This window comes from Cellulomonas sp. H30R-01 (assembly GCF_010119915.1).
In the GTDB taxonomy this organism is placed as follows: Bacteria; Actinomycetota; Actinomycetes; order Actinomycetales; family Cellulomonadaceae; genus Cellulomonas; species Cellulomonas algicola.
In genome coordinates this window covers 3256777-3274037 of the sequence record NZ_CP048210.1, presented here as the reverse complement: position 1 = coordinate 3274037, position 17261 = coordinate 3256777, and the positions used below count along the sequence as shown (strand labels likewise).

18 protein-coding genes and 1 riboswitch are annotated in these 17261 nt (G+C 75.2%); of the genes, 10 read left to right on the top strand and 8 right to left on the bottom strand.

Annotated features, from left to right (window positions below; translation table 11 throughout):
• The first annotated feature begins 2 nt into the window (after positions 1 to 2).
• The gene (bglX, locus tag GXP71_RS14660) at positions 3 to 2261 is read left to right on the top strand and encodes a beta-glucosidase BglX (protein ID WP_162353247.1); all 2259 of its coding nucleotides are present in this window, start codon (positions 3 to 5) and stop codon (positions 2259 to 2261) included.
• 264 nt (positions 2262 to 2525) lie between these two features.
• Here bglX and GXP71_RS14655 read toward each other — a convergent pair whose 3' ends face one another.
• Positions 2526 to 3065: an ATP-binding protein gene (locus GXP71_RS14655; protein ID WP_162353246.1), complete on the bottom strand. Its 540-nt coding sequence runs from the start codon at positions 3063 to 3065 to the stop codon at positions 2526 to 2528.
• A 132-nt stretch (positions 3066 to 3197) separates the two neighbouring features.
• On the opposite strand from GXP71_RS14655, the gene GXP71_RS20670 reads away from it, so the two are divergent.
• The 4 genes from GXP71_RS20670 to GXP71_RS14635 all read left to right on the top strand — a co-directional run bounded on the left by GXP71_RS20670 (position 3198) and on the right by GXP71_RS14635 (position 5266).
• A complete protein-coding gene (locus GXP71_RS20670) occupies positions 3198 to 3389 on the top strand; it encodes a DUF2510 domain-containing protein (RefSeq protein ID WP_162353245.1) in 192 nt (63 codons plus the stop codon).
• Positions 3390 to 3437: 48 nt separating this feature from the next.
• Complete coding sequence (locus GXP71_RS14645; protein WP_162353244.1) at positions 3438 to 4058, top strand: dihydrofolate reductase family protein; 621 nt, start codon at positions 3438 to 3440, stop codon at positions 4056 to 4058.
• Positions 4059 to 4213: 155 nt separating this feature from the next.
• On the top strand, positions 4214 to 4789 hold the full coding sequence (locus GXP71_RS14640) for a DUF2510 domain-containing protein (protein WP_162353243.1): 576 nt from the start codon (positions 4214 to 4216) through the stop codon (positions 4787 to 4789).
• 138 nt (positions 4790 to 4927) lie between these two features.
• Positions 4928 to 5266, top strand: a complete 339-nt coding sequence (locus GXP71_RS14635; RefSeq protein WP_162353242.1) for a cupin — start codon at positions 4928 to 4930, stop codon at positions 5264 to 5266.
• Between the two features lie 15 nt (positions 5267 to 5281).
• Here GXP71_RS14635 and GXP71_RS14630 read toward each other — a convergent pair whose 3' ends face one another.
• Positions 5282 to 5995 (bottom strand): FadR/GntR family transcriptional regulator, encoded by a 714-nt coding sequence (locus tag GXP71_RS14630; RefSeq protein WP_162353241.1) that lies wholly within the window; start codon positions 5993 to 5995, stop codon positions 5282 to 5284.
• A 253-nt stretch (positions 5996 to 6248) separates the two neighbouring features.
• Between GXP71_RS14630 and GXP71_RS14625 the strand changes: the two genes are divergently transcribed.
• The gene (locus GXP71_RS14625; RefSeq protein WP_238402431.1) at positions 6249 to 6821 is read left to right on the top strand and encodes an SRPBCC family protein; all 573 of its coding nucleotides are present in this window, start codon (positions 6249 to 6251) and stop codon (positions 6819 to 6821) included.
• Here the strand turns inward: GXP71_RS14625 and GXP71_RS14620 are convergent.
• The 5 genes from GXP71_RS14620 to GXP71_RS14600 all read right to left on the bottom strand — a co-directional run bounded on the left by GXP71_RS14620 (position 6796) and on the right by GXP71_RS14600 (position 10665).
• Positions 6796 to 7530 carry a phosphatase PAP2 family protein gene (locus GXP71_RS14620; protein ID WP_162353240.1) on the bottom strand — a complete coding sequence of 245 codons (735 nt, stop codon included), beginning with the start codon at positions 7528 to 7530 and terminating at the stop codon, positions 6796 to 6798. The genes GXP71_RS14625 and GXP71_RS14620 overlap by 26 nt on opposite strands.
• Position 7531: 1 nt before the next feature.
• Positions 7532 to 8344: a phosphatase PAP2 family protein gene (locus GXP71_RS14615; RefSeq protein ID WP_162353239.1), complete on the bottom strand. Its 813-nt coding sequence runs from the start codon at positions 8342 to 8344 to the stop codon at positions 7532 to 7534.
• Between the two features lie 173 nt (positions 8345 to 8517).
• Positions 8518 to 9405: a L,D-transpeptidase gene (locus GXP71_RS14610; protein ID WP_238402430.1), complete on the bottom strand. Its 888-nt coding sequence runs from the start codon at positions 9403 to 9405 to the stop codon at positions 8518 to 8520.
• Between the two features lie 142 nt (positions 9406 to 9547).
• Positions 9548 to 10090 (bottom strand): flavin reductase family protein, encoded by a 543-nt coding sequence (locus GXP71_RS14605; RefSeq protein WP_162353237.1) that lies wholly within the window; start codon positions 10088 to 10090, stop codon positions 9548 to 9550.
• Positions 10087 to 10665, bottom strand: a complete 579-nt coding sequence (locus GXP71_RS14600; RefSeq protein ID WP_162353236.1) for an NADPH-dependent FMN reductase — start codon at positions 10663 to 10665, stop codon at positions 10087 to 10089. Before GXP71_RS14600 ends, GXP71_RS14605 begins: the two co-directional genes overlap by 4 nt.
• Positions 10666 to 10680: 15 nt before the next feature.
• Positions 10681 to 10790: riboswitch (SAM riboswitch) on the bottom strand.
• Positions 10791 to 10991: 201 nt separating this feature from the next.
• On the opposite strand from GXP71_RS14600, the gene GXP71_RS14595 reads away from it, so the two are divergent.
• The 3 genes from GXP71_RS14595 (at position 10992) to GXP71_RS14585 (ending at position 14948) form a co-directional block, all read left to right on the top strand.
• Positions 10992 to 11798 carry a tyrosine-protein phosphatase gene (locus tag GXP71_RS14595; RefSeq protein ID WP_162353235.1) on the top strand — a complete coding sequence of 269 codons (807 nt, stop codon included), beginning with the start codon at positions 10992 to 10994 and terminating at the stop codon, positions 11796 to 11798.
• A gap of 120 nt (positions 11799 to 11918) precedes the next feature.
• The gene (locus GXP71_RS14590; RefSeq protein ID WP_162353234.1) at positions 11919 to 13805 is read left to right on the top strand and encodes an AAA family ATPase; all 1887 of its coding nucleotides are present in this window, start codon (positions 11919 to 11921) and stop codon (positions 13803 to 13805) included.
• Positions 13806 to 14015: 210 nt separating this feature from the next.
• Positions 14016 to 14948 carry an Fpg/Nei family DNA glycosylase gene (locus GXP71_RS14585; protein WP_162353233.1) on the top strand — a complete coding sequence of 311 codons (933 nt, stop codon included), beginning with the start codon at positions 14016 to 14018 and terminating at the stop codon, positions 14946 to 14948.
• A 96-nt stretch (positions 14949 to 15044) separates the two neighbouring features.
• On the opposite strand, the gene GXP71_RS14580 is transcribed toward GXP71_RS14585, so the two are convergent.
• Positions 15045 to 15710 (bottom strand): DUF1684 domain-containing protein, encoded by a 666-nt coding sequence (locus GXP71_RS14580; protein WP_238402429.1) that lies wholly within the window; start codon positions 15708 to 15710, stop codon positions 15045 to 15047.
• A 226-nt stretch (positions 15711 to 15936) separates the two neighbouring features.
• Between GXP71_RS14580 and GXP71_RS14575 the strand changes: the two genes are divergently transcribed.
• Complete coding sequence (locus tag GXP71_RS14575) at positions 15937 to 16881, top strand: LLM class F420-dependent oxidoreductase (protein ID WP_162353232.1); 945 nt, start codon at positions 15937 to 15939, stop codon at positions 16879 to 16881.
• Positions 16882 to 17261 lie beyond the last annotated feature (380 nt).

Sequence of the window (17261 nt, the reverse complement as noted above, 5' to 3'; positions counted from 1 at the left end):
ACATGACCGTCACCGACACCACCCGCGCCACCGACAAGGGCGCGATCCGCGCCCGCGTCGAGGAGCTCCTCGCCGACATGACGATCGAGGAGAAGGCCGGCCAGCTCACGCAGTACTTCGCGTTCGACCTGCCCGAGGGCGAGGCCAGCGTCAGCGACCTGCCGCAGAAGCCCGGCGAGGTCGACGACGCGCTCGCCCGCGGCGGGGCCGGCTCGCTGCTGTTCGTCAACGACGCCGCCCGCACCAACCGCCTGCAGCGGCAGGCCGTCGCGGGCTCGCGCCACGGCATCCCGGCGCTGTTCGGCTACGACGTCATCCACGGGCTGCGCACGATCCTGCCCGTCCCGATCGCGCTCGCCGCGTCGTGGGACCCCGACACGATCGAGCGGGGTCAGGCGGTCGCGGCCCGTGAGGCGCGTGCGGTCGGCATCCACTGGACGTTCGCGCCGATGGTCGACATCGCGCGCGACCCGCGCTGGGGTCGCATCGTCGAGGGTGCGGGCGAGGACCCGTACCTCGGCTCGGCCGTCGCGGCGGCGCAGGTGCGCGGATTCCAGGGCGACCGCCTCGGCACGCCCGACCGCGTCGTCGCCGGTCCGAAGCACTTCGCCGGGTACGGCGCCGCGATCGGCGGACGCGACTACGACGAGGTCGACCTGTCCGACCAGCAGCTCCGCAACGTCTACCTGCCGCCGTTCAAGGCCGCGGTCGACGCGGGCGCGGGCAACATCATGACGGCGTACATGCCGCTCAACGGCGTCCCCGCGACGGCGAACGAGTGGTTGCTCAAGGACGTGCTGCGCGACGAGTGGGGCTTCGACGGCTTCCTCGTGAGCGACGCGAACGCGGTGCGCAACCTCACGACGCACGGCTTCGCCGCCGACCTCCCCGACGCCGCGGCGCGCGCCGTCGAGGCCGGCCTGGACCTCGAGATGGCCATCTCCGACCCGGCGTACGCGCACCTCCCGCAGGCCGTCGCGGACGGTCGCGTGAGCATCGAGGCCGTCGACGCGTGCGTCCGTCGGATCCTCGAGGTCAAGCTGCGGCTCGGGCTGTTCGACGACCCGTTCGTCGACGAGGACCGCGCCCGCGAGGTGCTCGCCGACCCCGCGCACCGCCAGGTCGCCCGCGAGGCCGCGCAGCGCTCGGCCGTCCTGCTGCGCAACGAGGGCCACCTGCTGCCGCTCCGTGCGGAGACGCTCACGTCCGTCGCTGTCATCGGCCCGCTCGCCGACTCGAAGCGCGACACGCTCGGCCCGTGGGTCTTCGACTACGACCTCGACGAGACCGTCACGATCCTCGACGGCCTGCGCGCCCGCCTCGGCGGCACGGCCGACGTCCGCTACGCGCCCGGTGTGCGCCCCGCGCAGCGCACGTTCCCGTCGATGTTCGAGATGTTCCCCGGCAACGCGACGCCCGACCCGGAGAACTTCGACGACGACGCCGAGCTGGCCCGCGCGGTAAAGGTGGCGCGCAGCAGCGACGTCGCCGTCGTCGTGGTCGGCGAGTGGCAGGGGATGATCGGCGAGGCCGCGTCGCGGTCGTCGCTCGAGCTCCCCGGACGCCAGCTCGAGCTGCTCCAGGCCGTCGTCGCGACGGGCACGCCCGTCGTGCTGCTCGTCATGAACGGCCGCCCGCTCGACCTGCGGTGGGCCGCGCAGCACGTGCCCGCGATCCTCGACGTCTGGTACCCCGGCACGCAGGGCGGCGCGGCCGTCGCGGACCTGCTGCTCGGCGACGTCGCCCCCGGCGGCAAGCTGCCGTTCTCGTGGCCGCGGACCGTCGGGCAGGTGCCGATGATCTACTCGCACACCACGTCGTTCGAGCCGCAGAACCAGGGCCGTCGCTACTGGGACGAGGAGAGCACGCCGCTGTTCCCGTTCGGGTTCGGGCTCGGCTACGGCGAGTTCACGTACTCCGACCTGAACCTCGACGCGGCGACGATCTCGGGCGACGGGCGCCTCACCGCCTCGGTCACCGTGACCAACACGGGCGCGCACGACGGCGACGAGGTCGTGCAGCTCTACCTGCACCAGCGCCACGGCCGCGCCGCGCGACCCGTGCGTGAGCTCAAGGGCTTCCGCCGCGTGCACCTCGCCGCGGGGGAGTCGCGGACGGTGACGTTCGAGGTCGGGCCCGACGAGCTGCGCTACTGGAGCGCCGCCGCACGCGACTGGGTCGTCGACGCGTCGACGTTCGACCTGGGCATCGGGGGCGACAGCACCGTCCCGCTGACGGCGTCGTTCACGACGACGGCCTGACGTCCACGACCCGCACCCCCGCGCACCCTCGTACCGGTGCGCGGGGGTGCAGCGCGCGCAGCGCGCGTCGGCAGTGCGACGCACCGACGCACCGACGGTGATCGCACCGACGTCGCGCCCGACGCGCCCTCCGGCGAGGCTTCCGCTCAAGAAGGACACGTCCATGGCTCCGTCTGGAGCCGTGATGTGGAGGGCGCGGTGAACGACCCGGCGAGGTCGGGTCGAGGGCGGTGTCGTTCTCGCGAGTGCTCGGCGCCCGAGGCGTCAGCCGACCGACGGCGGCCAGCGGTGCCGACGCCACGCGTCCCACGTCGCGAAGCCCGGCGGTGGGGCGCCGACGGGTTCGGTGCCGGCGAGCTCTCCCGGCGACGGGACGTCGATGACGGCCGCCCACGCGGCCAGCTCCTCGTCGGACATGTGCCACGTCGTGTCCGGCTCCTCGGCGTGCCGGCGGTCCAGCCGTCGACGCTGCTCGTCGGGCGGGAGAGCCAGGTAGCGCAGCTCGACGAGGGCGCCCCGGTCGGCGGCCGCCTGGCGCAGCGCGGACCGCTCGTCACGGGACCACAGGCCGAAGTCGACGACGACGTCCGCGCCGAGCTCGAGGGCGCGCAGGCCGACCTCGATCAGCCGTCCCTCGACGACGGCGGTCGCGTCGGGCGGGTTGGCGCTGCCGTACAGGGCCTTGACCCACTCGTCCTTCGTGAGGCGCAGCGCGTCCCGCTCGGCCTCGATGCGCCGCGCCTCGGTCGTCTTCCCGGTGCCCGGCAGGCCGACGGTGAGGTACAGGGTCGGTCGGGTCGTCATCGTCCCCCCTCCGTGTCGGTGCCGTCATCATCGCCGACGCCGCCCGCGGCAGCGGCGGTCGCGGCGGACGCACGCCGGTCCGCGTGGGCGGAAACCCTCAAGTCACGGGGCGTTCCCGCCGACGGGGAACTCATGGCCAGAAGGAGGATCCCCGCGGGCTGGTATCCCGACACGCGTCGGCGAGGGCACCACCGGTGGTTCGACGGGCGCGAGTGGACCGAGCACACGCTGCCGACGACGGCCGTGCCCGGGCCGCCGCCGCCGGGCCCCCGCCCGGGTCGCAACCGTCGAGGGGTCGTCCCTGCCCCGCCGTCCGTGGTCTGATCGTCCGTGGTCGCGCGTCGGGGCGCGGCCCCGACCCCGGAGGACGCCATGGCGACGCTCGTCTCGACCTTGTTCATCTCCCTCGACGGAGTCGCGGAGATCGACCCCGCGTGGCACTTCCCGTACTTCGACGAGCGGATGGGCCAGGCGGTCGGCGAGGACTACGAGGACGTCGACGTCCTGCTGCTCGGGCGCGTCACGTACGACAGCTTCGCGGGCGCGTGGCCGGACCGTGAGGCGGCCGGCGGCGAGGACGCGCCGTTCGCCGCGACTCTCGGCGACACCCGCAAGGTCGTCGCGACGCGCGGAGACCAGGACCTCGGCTGGCGCAACGTCGAGCGGGTCGACGGGGACCTCGTCGCCGCGGTCACCGCGCTCAGGGCCGACGCGGCCGTCGGCAAGATCCTCGTGCCCGGGTCGCTGTCCGTCGTCCGGCAGCTGCTCGCCGCGGGGCTGCTCGACGAGCTGCGCCTGCTCGTCCACCCCGTCGCGGCGCGCAGGGGCGAGCGGCTGTTCGACGAGGGCGAGCCGATCTACCCGCTGCGGCTGCTCGCGTCGGAGGCGCTGCCCACGGGTGTCGTCCGCCTGATCTACGCGCCGAGCGAGCTGCCCGGTGCGGCGGGGTACGAGGACGTCGTCGACAAGGTGCCGGGCGCGGGCCAGGACTGACGCCTCGGCGACACCGGCGACGGCGACCGCCGCCCGGCGCGAGGGCGCGCGGCGCGCGGCGCACGTCGTCGCCCTGACGTCGGGCCAGCCGGCGCAGGTGCGGGTCGGGCCGGCGTCGGCTCAGGTCGGCGACCTCGCGCGCCGACTACACGTGCGTGAGCGAGCACGCGCCCGGGTGGTACGCCGACGGTGTGACGCCCGGCGTCCTGCGCTGGTTCGACGGCGCGGGCTGGACCGAGCACACGACGCCGCAGCCGCCGCCTGCACCGGTCGCCGCGGTACCGGCAGCGGCGCAGGTGCCGACCTGGGGCGGCGCGGCGCCCGGCTACGCGACCGCGGCCGCCGGTGCGCCCGGGTACGCCGCACCCGGCCCGACGTGGGGCGGCGCGCCTGCGCAGCACGCGACCTTCGGTGCCACGGGCTACGCCGGAGCCGCGTACGGCTACGCCCCACCGACGGCGACCGACGAGAACGGCCCCCGCAACGCGATGCACTGGGTCGTGCCCGTCGGCAGGTCCTGGCAGTCGATCCTCGCGGGCTACCTCGGGCTGCTCGCGCTCGGGATCTGGGTGCTCGGGCCGTTCGCGATCGGCGTCGGCGCGTGGGCGCTGGTCCGCGCGCGGTCGGGCGGTCACGGGAGCGGGCGCGGGGTGTTCGGCGTGGTCGGCGGGCTGCTCGGCACCGCGGCGATGATCTGGTTCGTCGCGTCGGGGGCGATGACCGCGCCCTGACCGGCGCGGCGAGCGAGGCGGAGAGCGGGCCGGTCGACGGGCGCCGCTGCATCGCCCTTCCTACGATCGAGCCGGTCAGCGGGCGCCGGCGCCTCGGCCTTCCTACGATCGAGCCGACTGCTCGCGGAGGAGACCGGCGTGATCGACCTGACTGCCCTGGCGGACCAGCACCTCGAGAGTGCCCGCACCGACCCGCACGGCCGCAGCGCGGAGCTCGTCGCGCACGACGGCGAGCTGCGGCAGACCGTCCTCGCGCTCACGGCGGGCTCGCGGCTGGGCGAGCACAACTCGCCCCCCGGCGCGACGCTGCAGGTCCTGCGCGGGCGGGTGCGCGTGGAGTCCGACGACGTGCAGGCCGAGCCGGGCGCGGGTGAGCTGTGGGTGCTGACGCACGAGCGGCACTCCGTCGTCGCGCTCGAGGACAGCGTCTTCCTGCTCACGACCGTGACGAACGTGGACCGCGGCACGTACGCCTGACGGTCGGCACGCGCGTCAGAGCAGCGTCGCCGCGTACTCCTCGACGCCCATGAGGTGCGCGGCCATGTGGACGCGCGCGCGGTCGGCGTCGTGCGCCTCGAGCGCTGCGAGGATCGCCCGGTGCTCGGCCTGCGCGACGCGCACGGCACCGTCCTCCCGGATCGCACGCCACAGCCGGGCGCGCGCGGTGCTGCCGGCGAGCGAGTCGAGCAGCCCGGCGAGCACGGGGTTGCCGGACGCCCGGTGGACGACCGCGTGGAAGCGCAGGTCGGCGTCGATCACGGCGGTGAGGTCGTGGTCGGGCTCGCCGAGCAGCGCGTCGACGGAGTCGAGGAGCGTGCGCAGCTCCCGCAGCGTGGCGTCGTCGATCTCGACGGCCGCGCGACCGACGCCCTCGACCTCGAGGACGCGACGGACGCGCGCGAGGTGCACGGCGTCGTCGCGGCCGGGGAGATCGGCGAGGAACCCGACGGGCTCGAAGAGGCGGGCCGGGTCGAGCGACGTCACGTAGGTGCCGTCGCCGCGCCGCGTGCCGAGGACGCCGAGCAGCACGAGCGCGCGGACCCCTTCGCGCAGCGGGCCGCGGGAGACGCCGAGCCGGGCGGCGAGGTCCTTCTCGACGGGCAGCCGTGACCCGGGTCCGAGCTCGCCGGACAGGATCATCGCCTTGATGCCCTCGATGACGACGTCCGTCTGGGAGGCCGTCGGGTGGGGCGCCGGGCCGCGCATCGAGCCATCGTAGTGACGGCCGCACGACGGGCGCCGTCCCCCGTGGGGGCGAGGGGACGGCCCGGGGGGCACCCGTCCGGCGGTACGCGAGTCGTTGCCCGGTGCACCGCCGCTGAGGTCGTGGGCGTCGCGCTGAGAATGCGCTGAGGCGTGCGTGCGGCCGCCCCCGCGCGCGCCCTAGCGTCGGCATCAGGTCGAGATGGGTGCCGCGGCACGGGCCGCGCGACGACGACCGGCCGGTCAGGGGGACGCGATGAGCGCGGCGACGGTGTGGGGTGCCCGGCCCGACGAGGTCGAGGCCCGGTACGCGTGCGACGACGAGGCGGCGGACCACCCGGTGCGTCTGCTGCGGGCGGTCGACGTGGCCGCGCCGGCGGACGTCGCGTTCGCGTGGCTGTGCCAGCTGCGGCTCGCGCCGTACAGCTACGACCTGCTCGACAACGGTGGCAGGCGCAGCCCGCGGACGCGCACCGTCGACCCGGAGGACCTCGTGCCCGGCACCACGATGATGCAGATCTTCGAGCTCACGTCGGTGGCGCCGGGCGAGCACCTGACCATGCGGATCGTCGACCGCCGCGCGCTCGCGGTGTTCGGGCCGGTCACGGTCACCTACGCGGTGCACGCCGACGCACCGGGCCGTTCGCGCTACGTCGCGGTCCTGCGGATCGGCTCGCCGCGGCGGGGGAGGCTCGTCTCCGTCGGGCGCGCGCTGCTCGCGTGGGGCGACCTCGTCATGATGCGCAAGCAGCTGCTCACGCTCGCCGCGCTCGCGGGACGCGAGGCACGTGAGGTGCGAGGGGTCAGCCGCGCGACCGGCCGGCGCTGACTGCCTGCCGCGCCGACCGGCCCGACCGCACGTCGCGCTGCAGGTAGTTCCACGCGAGGACCGCGCAGGCGACACCGTTGACGAACCCCATGGTCACGTCGGTGAGCGAGTGCATGCCGCGGTACAGGCGGCCGATGCCGACCGCGAACGGCACCAGGACGCACAGGATCGTCGCGACCCACCGCAGCACGGGGTTCCCGATGCGCTGGCACAGCGCGGCGAGCGTCAGGTAGAACGCCGTCGCCGCCCCGGTGTGGCCGCTGGGGTACGACGACGTGGGCGGGGAGTCGTCGAGGTGCTCGACGTCGGGGCGGGTGCGGCCCACGACGAGCGCGGACGTGAGGAAGACGATCGCCTGCAGCGACACCGCGAGGCCGGGCACGACGGCGAACCACCACTGCTTGGTCTTCCACCAGATCAGCGCGATGGCGAGCGCGCACGCGCCGATGATGAACTCCGTCTGACCGATCCCGGACAGGAACGTCGTCAGGGTGTTGAGCGCGTCGGTGCGGCGGCTCACGAACCACTCGTTGACGCCGGCCTCGGCGGGCAGGCCGCCGAGCGGCCCGACGATGAGCAGCCCGACGCCGACGATGACCAGCCACAGCCCGACGCCGGGCAGGAGCGCGCGGCGGGACAGGTCGCGCCAGAACTGGCGGGACGTCGGGGCCGACGTGTCCAGCTCGTAGCGGTGCAGGAACTCGTGCACGTCAGGGCTCCTCACGGGGGACGGGCGTACCGGCCGGGCGCCGGTCGCCGCGGGCGGGGGTGGTCGACGGGACGCCGTTGTCGCGTCGACCGGTCTCGGGCACGGCGTCGCCGCCGTGGGGGACGTCGGGGACGTCGGGGACGTCGGCGGGCGGGGGCGTGTCGGCGCCCCAGCCGCGGTAGCCGACGTAGGACGCACCGGCGATCGCGACCCCGAGCAGGACCCCGGCGACGACGTCCGACGGGAAGTGCACGCCGAGCAGCACGCGGTCGGCGGCGGTGAGGATGACCGCGAGACCCGCGACGGTGGGCACGGCGACGCGTCCGACGCGACCGAGCAGCGGCCACACCAGGAGCGTCAGCGTGACGGCGGCGACGGCCGTGTTCGTCGCGTGCCCGGACGGGAAGCTCGAGCCTGGCGCGTGCTCGACGGCGTCCTCGACGACGGGCCGGGCGCGCTGCACGACGCCCTTCGCGGCGAGCTGGAGGCCCCACCCGGCGGCGATCGTGACGGCCGCCCACAGCGCGCGCGTGCCGAGGCGGTGCCGTCGCCACACCCACACGCACAGCAGCGCGCCCGCGGTGTTGACGACGACCGCCTGGAACGCGGTCTGCCAGGCCACGAGCACGCTGCGCAGCGCCGGGTTCGCGCGCGTGAGGTCCGTCGCGGCGACGATCGCGGACTGGTCGACGTGGACGATCGCGGTCACCTGCCCGCGCACGAGGAACGCGAGCACCACGACGGGGAGCGCGACGGCGGCACCGAGCGTCGCGGCGCGCACGAGTGCGCGTCGTCGGACGGTCGTGGCTCGCATGCGGTGAGGGTAGGGGCGTCCACGCGCGTCCGCCCGGCGAGACGGTGAGTTCATCCGTCGGCGGGCACGGGCGGGCGTCCGCGGCGGTCGGCGGGACGGCGGGACGGCGTGACGGTCACCGGGCGCCCGGCGACGGGCCCACCTCCCGCTGCGTCGGCGCCGGCCCCGGCCGGTCAGCCGACGGTGGTGACGACCGTCCCGGCGGGCGCCTGCCACAGCACGTCGAGCACGTCGTCGGTGACCCGCACGCACCCGTTCGACACGGCGCCGCGGCCGCGGAGCGTCGTCGTGTGGATCGCGGTGACGGCCGTGCCGGTCGGCTTGTCGTAGTGGTCGATCGTCTCGCTCTGCGTCGACAGCGGCAGGACGCGCGGGGTCGTCGTCCCCGGCTCCGACCAGCGCAGCCCCAGCAGGAACGCCGGCCCGTGCGGGGTCGGGGTCGCGGGAGCACCCGTCGCGACGACGGGGAACGTGCGCACCGACGTGCCGTCGTCGACGGTGAGCGTCTGCGCCGCGACGTCGACCACGACCGACCAGTCGGTGCCCGACGGCATCAGGTCGGTCGTGCGGACCCATCCCGTGCGGCCGTTGACCTGCGCGCGGTCCTCGCGGGGGAGCGCGCCGCGCGTCGCGAGGAGCACGCGCACCCAGCCGGCGGCCTCGTCGACGACGGGCAGCACGTTCGCGGCGCCGAGCACGTCCGTCGGCAGGACGCCGACGGCGGGGCCGCCGACGCTCGCGTGGACCGCGGTCGGCTCGGACACGACGACGGTCCGCCACCGGCCGAGCGACGGATCGTCGTTCTCGAGCGGCGTCAGGCCCTCGCTTCCGGGCAGCCCCGGGACGACGTGCAGGACGTCGACCACGGGCAGCGTCGCGAGGTCGACGGGCGGGGGTGGCGCGGGCGCGGCGGCCTTGGCGACCGCGACGGGTGCGGCGAGCTCGACGGGCGGGGGAGCCGCGACAGGGCTGTCCGTGGCGCACCCGGCCACCCCGACGGCGAGCGCGAGCGCGACGGCCGCACCGGCCGCGCGGCGGCTGGCGGGGACGGACGTGCGCACGAGGACCTCCGGGGTCGGGATCCCATCGTCCGTCAGCGGGGGTCCGCGCGGCAAAGGCGCGAGCGCCGCGAGAACGCGGACGAGCCCCGCGCGAGGGGTGCGCGGGGCTCGCCGGTGGCGGTGGGCAGCTCGCCGGGACGCGTCAGATCGCGGTCGCGTCCCCGATCCGGTGGTACGTGCGGTCGTGGTAGACGAGCGGGGCCACCTCGTCGGTCGTGCCGTGCGCGAGCGCGCGGACCGACACCAGGTAGGACCCACCGACGGGTGTGCGCTGCACGACGCGCCCGCGCACCCACGACACGGCGCCCTCGATCACGGGCTCGCCGGTCGGCAACGCGGTCCAGCCGCCTGCGGCGAACCGGTCGATGCCGCTGGTCGCGAAGCGGGCGGACACGTCGTCCTGCGCGCCGGACAGGAAGCTGATCGCGAGCGTCCGGGCCCGCGAGACGGCCGGCCAGGACGACGACGTCGACGCGAGCGAGAACGCGAGCAGCGGCGGCGCGGCCGACACCGAGATGACGGACGTCGCGGTGAACCCGACGAGCCGGTCGCCGTCGGTGAGGGTCACGACCGCGACGCCCGCGGGGTGGCGGCGGAACACCTCCTTGTACGCGTCGGGTGTGAGCTGCTGCTCGTCCTGCTGGACGAGGTCGGCGTCGAGAGCGCGCAGGATCTCGGCGGTCATCGCAGCGCCTCCGCGAGGTCGGCCGCGTCGCGGACGGCGCGGCGCAGCGGTTCGGCGGCCCGGTCGAGCCAGTGGTCGACCACGGCGTCGAGCGCCGTGGTGTCCCGCAGGTCGGCCTCGGTGACGACGAGCGCGCGCGTCGGGACGTTCGCGCCGAGCTCGACGAGCAGCGGGCGCAGGTGCACCTCGCCGACGAGCGCGTGCGCGGGCGAGCCGGTGACGACGAGCGGGACCGCGACGACCCCGGCGAGACCGTCGGGGCCGTACCCGTCGAGGAACGCCTTGAGCAGCCCGGTGTACGACGCCTTGTAGACGGGCGTCGCGACGACGAGCACGCCCGCGGCGGCGACGGTCCGCAGCGCGGCGTCGGCGGCCGGGCGCTCGGGGGCGAACAGCTCGCCCGCGACGTCGGCGAGGTCGACGGTCGTGACGCCGGCGGTGGTGGGGCCGGCAGGGTCGGCGCCGAGGTGCGGCAGCAGGCGGCCGGCGACGTGCTCGGCGGTGCTGCGGGTGCGGGAGGCCGGGCGCGGGTTGCCCACGAGGGCGACGACGCTCGGACCGGTCGGGTGGCTCACGGTGCGGCTCCTTCACGTTCACGCTTGCCGCACCGGGTGGTGCGGCCTGGTCATCTCCCGGAGCACCCCGTCGTGGAGGGGTTGCTGACCAGCGAGCCGGGGCTTGCGTGCTGGTGCTCGTGACCTGGCCGCGGTTTCTACCAGCGGTCGCGCCGACGGCAAGGGGTCGGGCGACTCCTTCTCGATATGCGGACAAGACCGGTCGGGATTTCGCGTCTCTTCGCCGGATCGCGCGGGCGTCACGGCCTCGCCGCGACCGCGACCGGGACCGGGCCCGGGACCGCGCGAGCGTCGCCGGCTCGCCGCCGCCGTGCCACGATCGCCGCATGACGGACGTCGTCGACCCGCACGTGCTCCCCGCGACCGCCGTGACCAACCTCCGTGACCTCGGCGGCCGCCCGACCGCGGACGGCGGGACCGTCGCGCGCGGCGTCGCGTTCCGCTCGGCCGAGCTCACGTCGGACGGCGTGCCCGACGACCCCGTGCTCACCGCGCTCGGCGTGCGCACCGTCGTCGACCTGCGCACCGCCGCCGAACGCGAGGCACGTCCCGAGCGGCTGCCCGCAGGCGCGCGGCTCGTCGAGCTCGACGTGCTCGCCGATCTCCCCGGGAACGCCGCCGCCCAGGCCGCCACGCTGCTCACCCGCCCGGCGGTACTCCTCGAGACGCTCGACGGCATGGACGTCCCCGAGCAGATGCGCGCCACGTACCGCCGGCTGGTGTCCTCGCCCGCGGCGCTCGCGGGTTACGCGACGTTCGCGCGCACGGTGATCGACGCGCAGGGCACCCCGGTGCTCTTCCACTGCACAGCCGGCAAGGACCGCACGGGATGGGCCGCGACCGTGCTGCTGCTCGCGGCAGGAGTCGACGAGGACGGCGCGACGGACGAGTTCCTCGCCGTCAACCCGGCGGTCCGGGCGACGTTCGCGCCACTGCTCGCGCAGCTCGAGGCCGCGGGCGGCAACCCGGCTCTCGTCTCCCCGTTCCTCGAGGTGCGCGAGGACTACCTGCGGGCCGCGCTCGACACGGTCGAAGCCCGGTTCGGGTCCTTCGACGGGTACCTCGCCGACGGGCTCGGGCTCACGCCCCTCGAGGTCGAGGCGCTGCGGCGCACCCTGCGCGCCGACGCCTGACAGAGGCCGCGCCGCACGGTTCGTCCGGTTGGTCCGTTCGGGTGGTCCGGTATGTCCGATGTTGCCGGGCCTCCGACGGGCGCTGACGATGGTGCGACCGAGCCGACGGAAGGCGGACGCATGCACGAGGACGAGCTGGTCTCCCCGATCCGCAAGGGTGCGCACGACATCGCGCTCGACCGCGAGCGCATGCGCCGTCGTCGCGTCTACCGGCTCGCCGCCTTCGTGCTCGCGGCCGAGGCGTACGTGATCGTCAGCGCGCTGCTGGGCCGCGACCCGCTGCCGTCGCTCCCGGCGGTCGACCCGCTGATCCTGGTCCCGGTCCTGTTCTTCGGGGCGATGCTGCTCCTGCTCGTCGGCACGCAGGTCGGGTCCGCGCGGTCGCCGCACCTCACCTACCGGCCCGAGCAGGTCGACGTCCGGCTCGACGACGTCATCGGGATCGACCCGGTGAAGGAGGACGTCCGCCGCTCGATCGACCTGTTCCAGACGCACCGGCAGTTCGCCGACCAGATGGGCGGCACCCCGCGGCGCGGACTGCTCTTCGAGGGCGCGCCCGGCACCGGCAAGACGATGACCGCGAAGGCGATGGCCGCAGAGGCGGGCGTCCCGTTCCTGTTCGTGTCGGCGACGTCGTTCCAGTCGATGTACTACGGCGCGACGGCGCGCAAGATCCGCGCGTACTTCCGGGCGCTGCGCCGCGCGGCACGCACCGAGGGCGGGGCGATCGGGTTCATCGAGGAGATCGACGCGATCGCGCTGCGCCGCGGCGGGATGCTCGGGGCGTCGTCGTCGCGGACCCTCGTCGGTGCGGCGTCCGCCGGTGCGCCGGGCCTCGTGACGAACGCGATGATGAGCGAGGGCACGGGCGGCGTCGTCAACGAGCTCCTCGTGCAGATGCAGTCGTTCGACGAGCCCACGGGCGGCGACAAGGCGTACAACCGGCTGGTCGCCGCGGTGAACCTGTTCCTCCCCGCGACGCGCCAGATCCGCCAGCGCCGCCCCGGACGCGCACCGATCCTGCTGATCGCGGCGACGAACCGCGCCGACTCGCTCGACCCCGCGCTGCTGCGGCCCGGCCGGTTCGACCGCCGGCTCATGTTCGCCGCGCCCGACGCGCACGGCCGTCGCGCGCTCGTCGACCACTTCCTCGCACGTCGCGCGCACGACGCGGAGCTCGACGACCCGGTCGCCCGTGACCGCGTGGCCGCGTCGACGAACGGCTGGACGCCCGTGATGATCGAGCACCTGCTCGACGAGGCGCTCGTGAACGCCCTGCGCCGCGGCTCGCTCACGATGTCGTTCCAGGACGTCGAGACCGCCCGCATCACCGAGATGGTCGGCATCGGCCAGCCCGTCCGGTACACGCGCGCCGAGCAGGAGCTCATCGCGACGCACGAGGCCGGGCACGCGGTCACGGCGTGGCTCGTCGCGCCGAACCGGTCGCTCGAGGTGCTGACGATCATCCGCCGCGGTGAGGCGCTCGGGCTGCTCGCGCACGGCGACTGCGAGGAGGTCTGGACGCGGTCGCAGGGCGACCTGCGGGCGCTCGTGCAGATCGCGATGGGCGGCTGGGTCGCCGAGGAGCTGTTCTTCGGCCAGACGACGACCGGCCCCGCGAGCGACCTCGCCGCGGCCACGCGCACGGCCGCGCAGATGGTCGGCGCGGCGGGCATGACCGGGTCGCTGGTGTCGTTCCTCGCGACGGAGAAGCCGCTGGTCGACGCGGTCGTCGGGGACGGGCGGGCGCGGGAGCAGCTCGAGCAGGTGCTCGAGGACGCGCGCGCGACCGTGCGGCGGCTCCTGTCGCGCCACCGGTACCTCGTCGAGGCGCTGCGCGACGCCCTGCTCGAGCGGCACGAGCTGCTCGGCCGGGAGATCACCGACGTGCTGGTCGCCGCGCACGAGGCCGCGACGCGGTCGTCGGGCGACGTCGTGCCGCAGCTCGCGGACGAGCCGTCGCGCCCCGCGCCGGCCGCCTTCCCGCTGGCGGGCCCGACCGTCTGACACCCATCCGCGGGTCGACCGCCCGGCGCCGTCCCGCGGGTCGACCGCCCGACGCCGACCGCCCCCTCGCAGGTGCGACATCCGCTCGAGAGCGCGACATCGATGTCGCGCTCTCGAGTCGTCGTCGCACCGGCGGCACCCACCCCGGCGGCGGCGGCGACGCGACGGCGACCGGGCGGGAGGCGGCAGCACGCGTTAGCGTGCGTGACCGTGCCCGAGGGTCATACCGTCCACCGCATCGCCCGCCAGTTCACCGCCGACTTCGCCGGTCACCGGCTCGCCGTGTCCTCCCCGCAGGGTCGCTTCGCCGCCGGGGCCGCGCGCCTCGACGGGCAGGTCCTCACCGAGACGGCCGCGGTCGGCAAGCACATGTTCGCGACGTTCGAGAGCGGCGACGTCCTGCGCGTGCACCTCGGCCTGTACGGCGCGTGGGACTTCTTCGGCGTCGTCTCGCCGATCGTCGACGGCCAGGACGTGCGCGGCTCGATGGGCGCGCCGCGGCTGCGCCGGGCCGTGCGGATGGGCGAGGACGAGCGCGAGCCCCCGTCGGCGGAGGGCGGTCTCGTCGCGTCCTTCCCGCCCGACCCCGTCGGAGCGGTGCGCGTGCGGCTCGCGACCGAGGAGTCCGTCGCCGACCTGCGCGGCCCGTCGGCGTGCGAGGTGCTCGACCCGTCGGAGGCGCAGGCCGTCGTCGACCGCCTCGGCCCGGACCCGGCGTCGACGGACGACCTCGACGCGGCGGGGCAGGTCGTCGTCGAGCGGATCACGTCGCGCGGTGTCGCGGTCGGGCAGCTGCTCATGGACCAGTCCGTCGTCGCGGGGATCGGCAACATCTACCGCGCCGAGCTGCTGTTCCGCGCCCGGCTCGACCCGCACACGCCCGGCCGCCGCGTCCCCCGCGAGGTCGTCCGCGCGATCTGGGACGACTGGGCGGTGCTGCTGCCCGACGGCATCCGCACAGGCGCCATGCTGACGCGGGAGGACCTGGACGCCGACGGACGTGCGCGCGCGATCGTCGACACCAGCGAGCGGCACTGGGTGTACGGCCGTGGTGGCCTGCCGTGCCGCGTGTGCGGCACCCCGGTCGTCGTCGAGGAGATGGCGGGTCGCAAGCTCTACTTCTGCCCCGTCTGCCAGCGCTGACGCCGGCACGTCGGCACGTCGGCACGTCGGCGCGTCGCCGGTGGTCGGCGGAGGCGCCGGTCGGCAGGACGGCCGCGCGTGCCTCTGCGGGCGCTGTCAGCCGGTCGGCTCGTCGGGGAGCGGGAAGGTGCGCTCGCCGACGGGGAGGTCGACGGTGACGGTGTTCGCGCGCGTGGCCAGCGGGCACGCCCACGACGGGTCGTAGGCGCACGACGGGTTGTACGCGAAGTTCAGGTCGACGACCAGCAGCCCGTGCGACGTGCCGAGGTCGGCGCCCTTGATCGTGTCGAGCACGTACCGCCCGCCGCCGAACGTGCCGCCCGGCTGCCCGCCGGACGCGTCGCGCACCGGCAGGAACAGCCCACCGCCGTAGGACCGCAGCGCCCAGACGGCGAGCGTCCCGACGTCAGGCAGCTCGACGACGCCGACGCGCTCGAAGGGCACGACCCCGTCGGTGCCGGTCGCGACGTCGAGCCGCTGCGGGTCGGCGGGGCGGACCTCGACCTCGAACCGGTAGGCGGCGTCGTAGCGCGCGACCTCGAGCCCGGCGAACGACGCGCGCGTCGGCCCGTCGAGCGGGGACGCGGGGTGCTCGGCGAACAGCTCGTCACGGCGCTGCACCCAGACGGCGTGCGCGGCGGGCGGGTCCTCGACGGCGATCCGGCGGACATCGGCGTACGTCTCGGCCACGCGGCGTCGCCAGTCGGCGACCGCGAGCGCGTCGGCGGCCCGGGCGGACGAGGTCAGCGGTCGGTGCGGCACCCCTCCACCCTCGCACGCGCCCGGCGACCCCGCGCCCGCGCAGGACGCCTCTGACCGGCCCTCTCACCCACCTCACCCCTGACGACCACTCCCCTCACACCCGCCTCTTCACGCCTGGCCCCACCTGGCCGCGGGTGCGGCGGTCGCAGGTGCGGCAGTGTCCCGTGCGCCCCCACCACCGGTGGCGACGGCGTGCGGTGCCCGCGGTGCGTGTGAGGGTGGGGGCATGGATCTGCGCATCTTCACCGAGCCCCAGCAGGGGGCCACGTACGACGACCTGCTCGCGGTGGCGAAGGCCACCGAGGACCTGGGCTTCGACGCCTTCTTCCGTTCCGACCACTACCTGACGATGGGCGGCGACGGCCTGCCGGGCCCGACGGACGCGTGGACGACGCTGGCAGGGCTGGCGCGGGAGACGAGCCGCATCCGGCTGGGCACGCTGGTGTCGTCGGCGACGTTCCGCCACCCGGGGATCCTCGCGATCCAGGTGGCGCAGGTCGACCAGATGTCGGGCGGCCGCGTCGAGCTGGGGCTGGGCACGGGCTGGTTCGCGCAGGAGCACGCGGCGTACGGCATCCCGTTCCCGGAGAAGCGCTTCGGCATCCTCGAGGAGCAGCTCGCGGTCGTCACCGGCCTGTGGGGCACGCCCGTGGGGGAGACGTTCGACCATGCGGGCGCCCACTACACGTTGACGGACTCCCCGGCGCTGCCGAAGCCCGTCCAGCAGTCGCCGCTCGACCCGTCGAAGGCCGGTGTGCCGGTGATCGTCGGCGGCAGCGGCCCGCGTCGCACGCCGGCGCTCGCGGCGCGGCACGCGGCGGAGTTCAACCTCGCGTTCCCGGCGTTCGACGAGGTCGAGGCGAAGCTCGCGAACGTGGACCGTGCGCTGGAGGAGGCGGGCCGCGCGAAGGAGAGCCTGGTCCGCTCGGCGGCCCTCGTGCTGTGCGTCGGGTCGGACGAGGCGCAGATCGCACGCCGCGCGCAGGCGATCGGCCGCGAGGTCGACGAGCTGCGGGAGCACGGGATCGCGGGCACGGTCGACGAGGTCGTTGACCGCCTGGGACGGCTGCGCGAGCAGGGCTTGTCGCGGGTGTACCTGCAGGTCCTGGACCTGCAGGACCTCGACCACCTGGACCTCGTCGCGCGCGAGGTGGTGCCGCGCCTGGGCTGACGAGCCCGATCGGGTGAGCCGGGTCCCCCTCCGGTGAAACCCGTTGCCCGGAGCGACGTCCCGTGTCTCGCGCCCTGAGACATGGGACGTCTCTCCGTGGACGTCACACGGGTGGCCTGGGCCGACGCCGCCACGCATGGCCACCTGCCCGTTCGTCCTGCGCGTTCATCTCCGGTTCGCCCGATCTGACCCGAACTGTGACCCGGCGCACACCGGGCGCGCGTGGACTAACCGGGCATACGTCCGTACGTTCGAAGACATCACGGGGCGGCGACGCCCGCCGGGAACCCACCCGACGCAACTGGGTTCCTGCGGCGCCTCCCGCTTCTCGTGGGCCCGGCGCCAGCGTCGCCGTCGCAACGGAGGGTTCTGTCACGAGC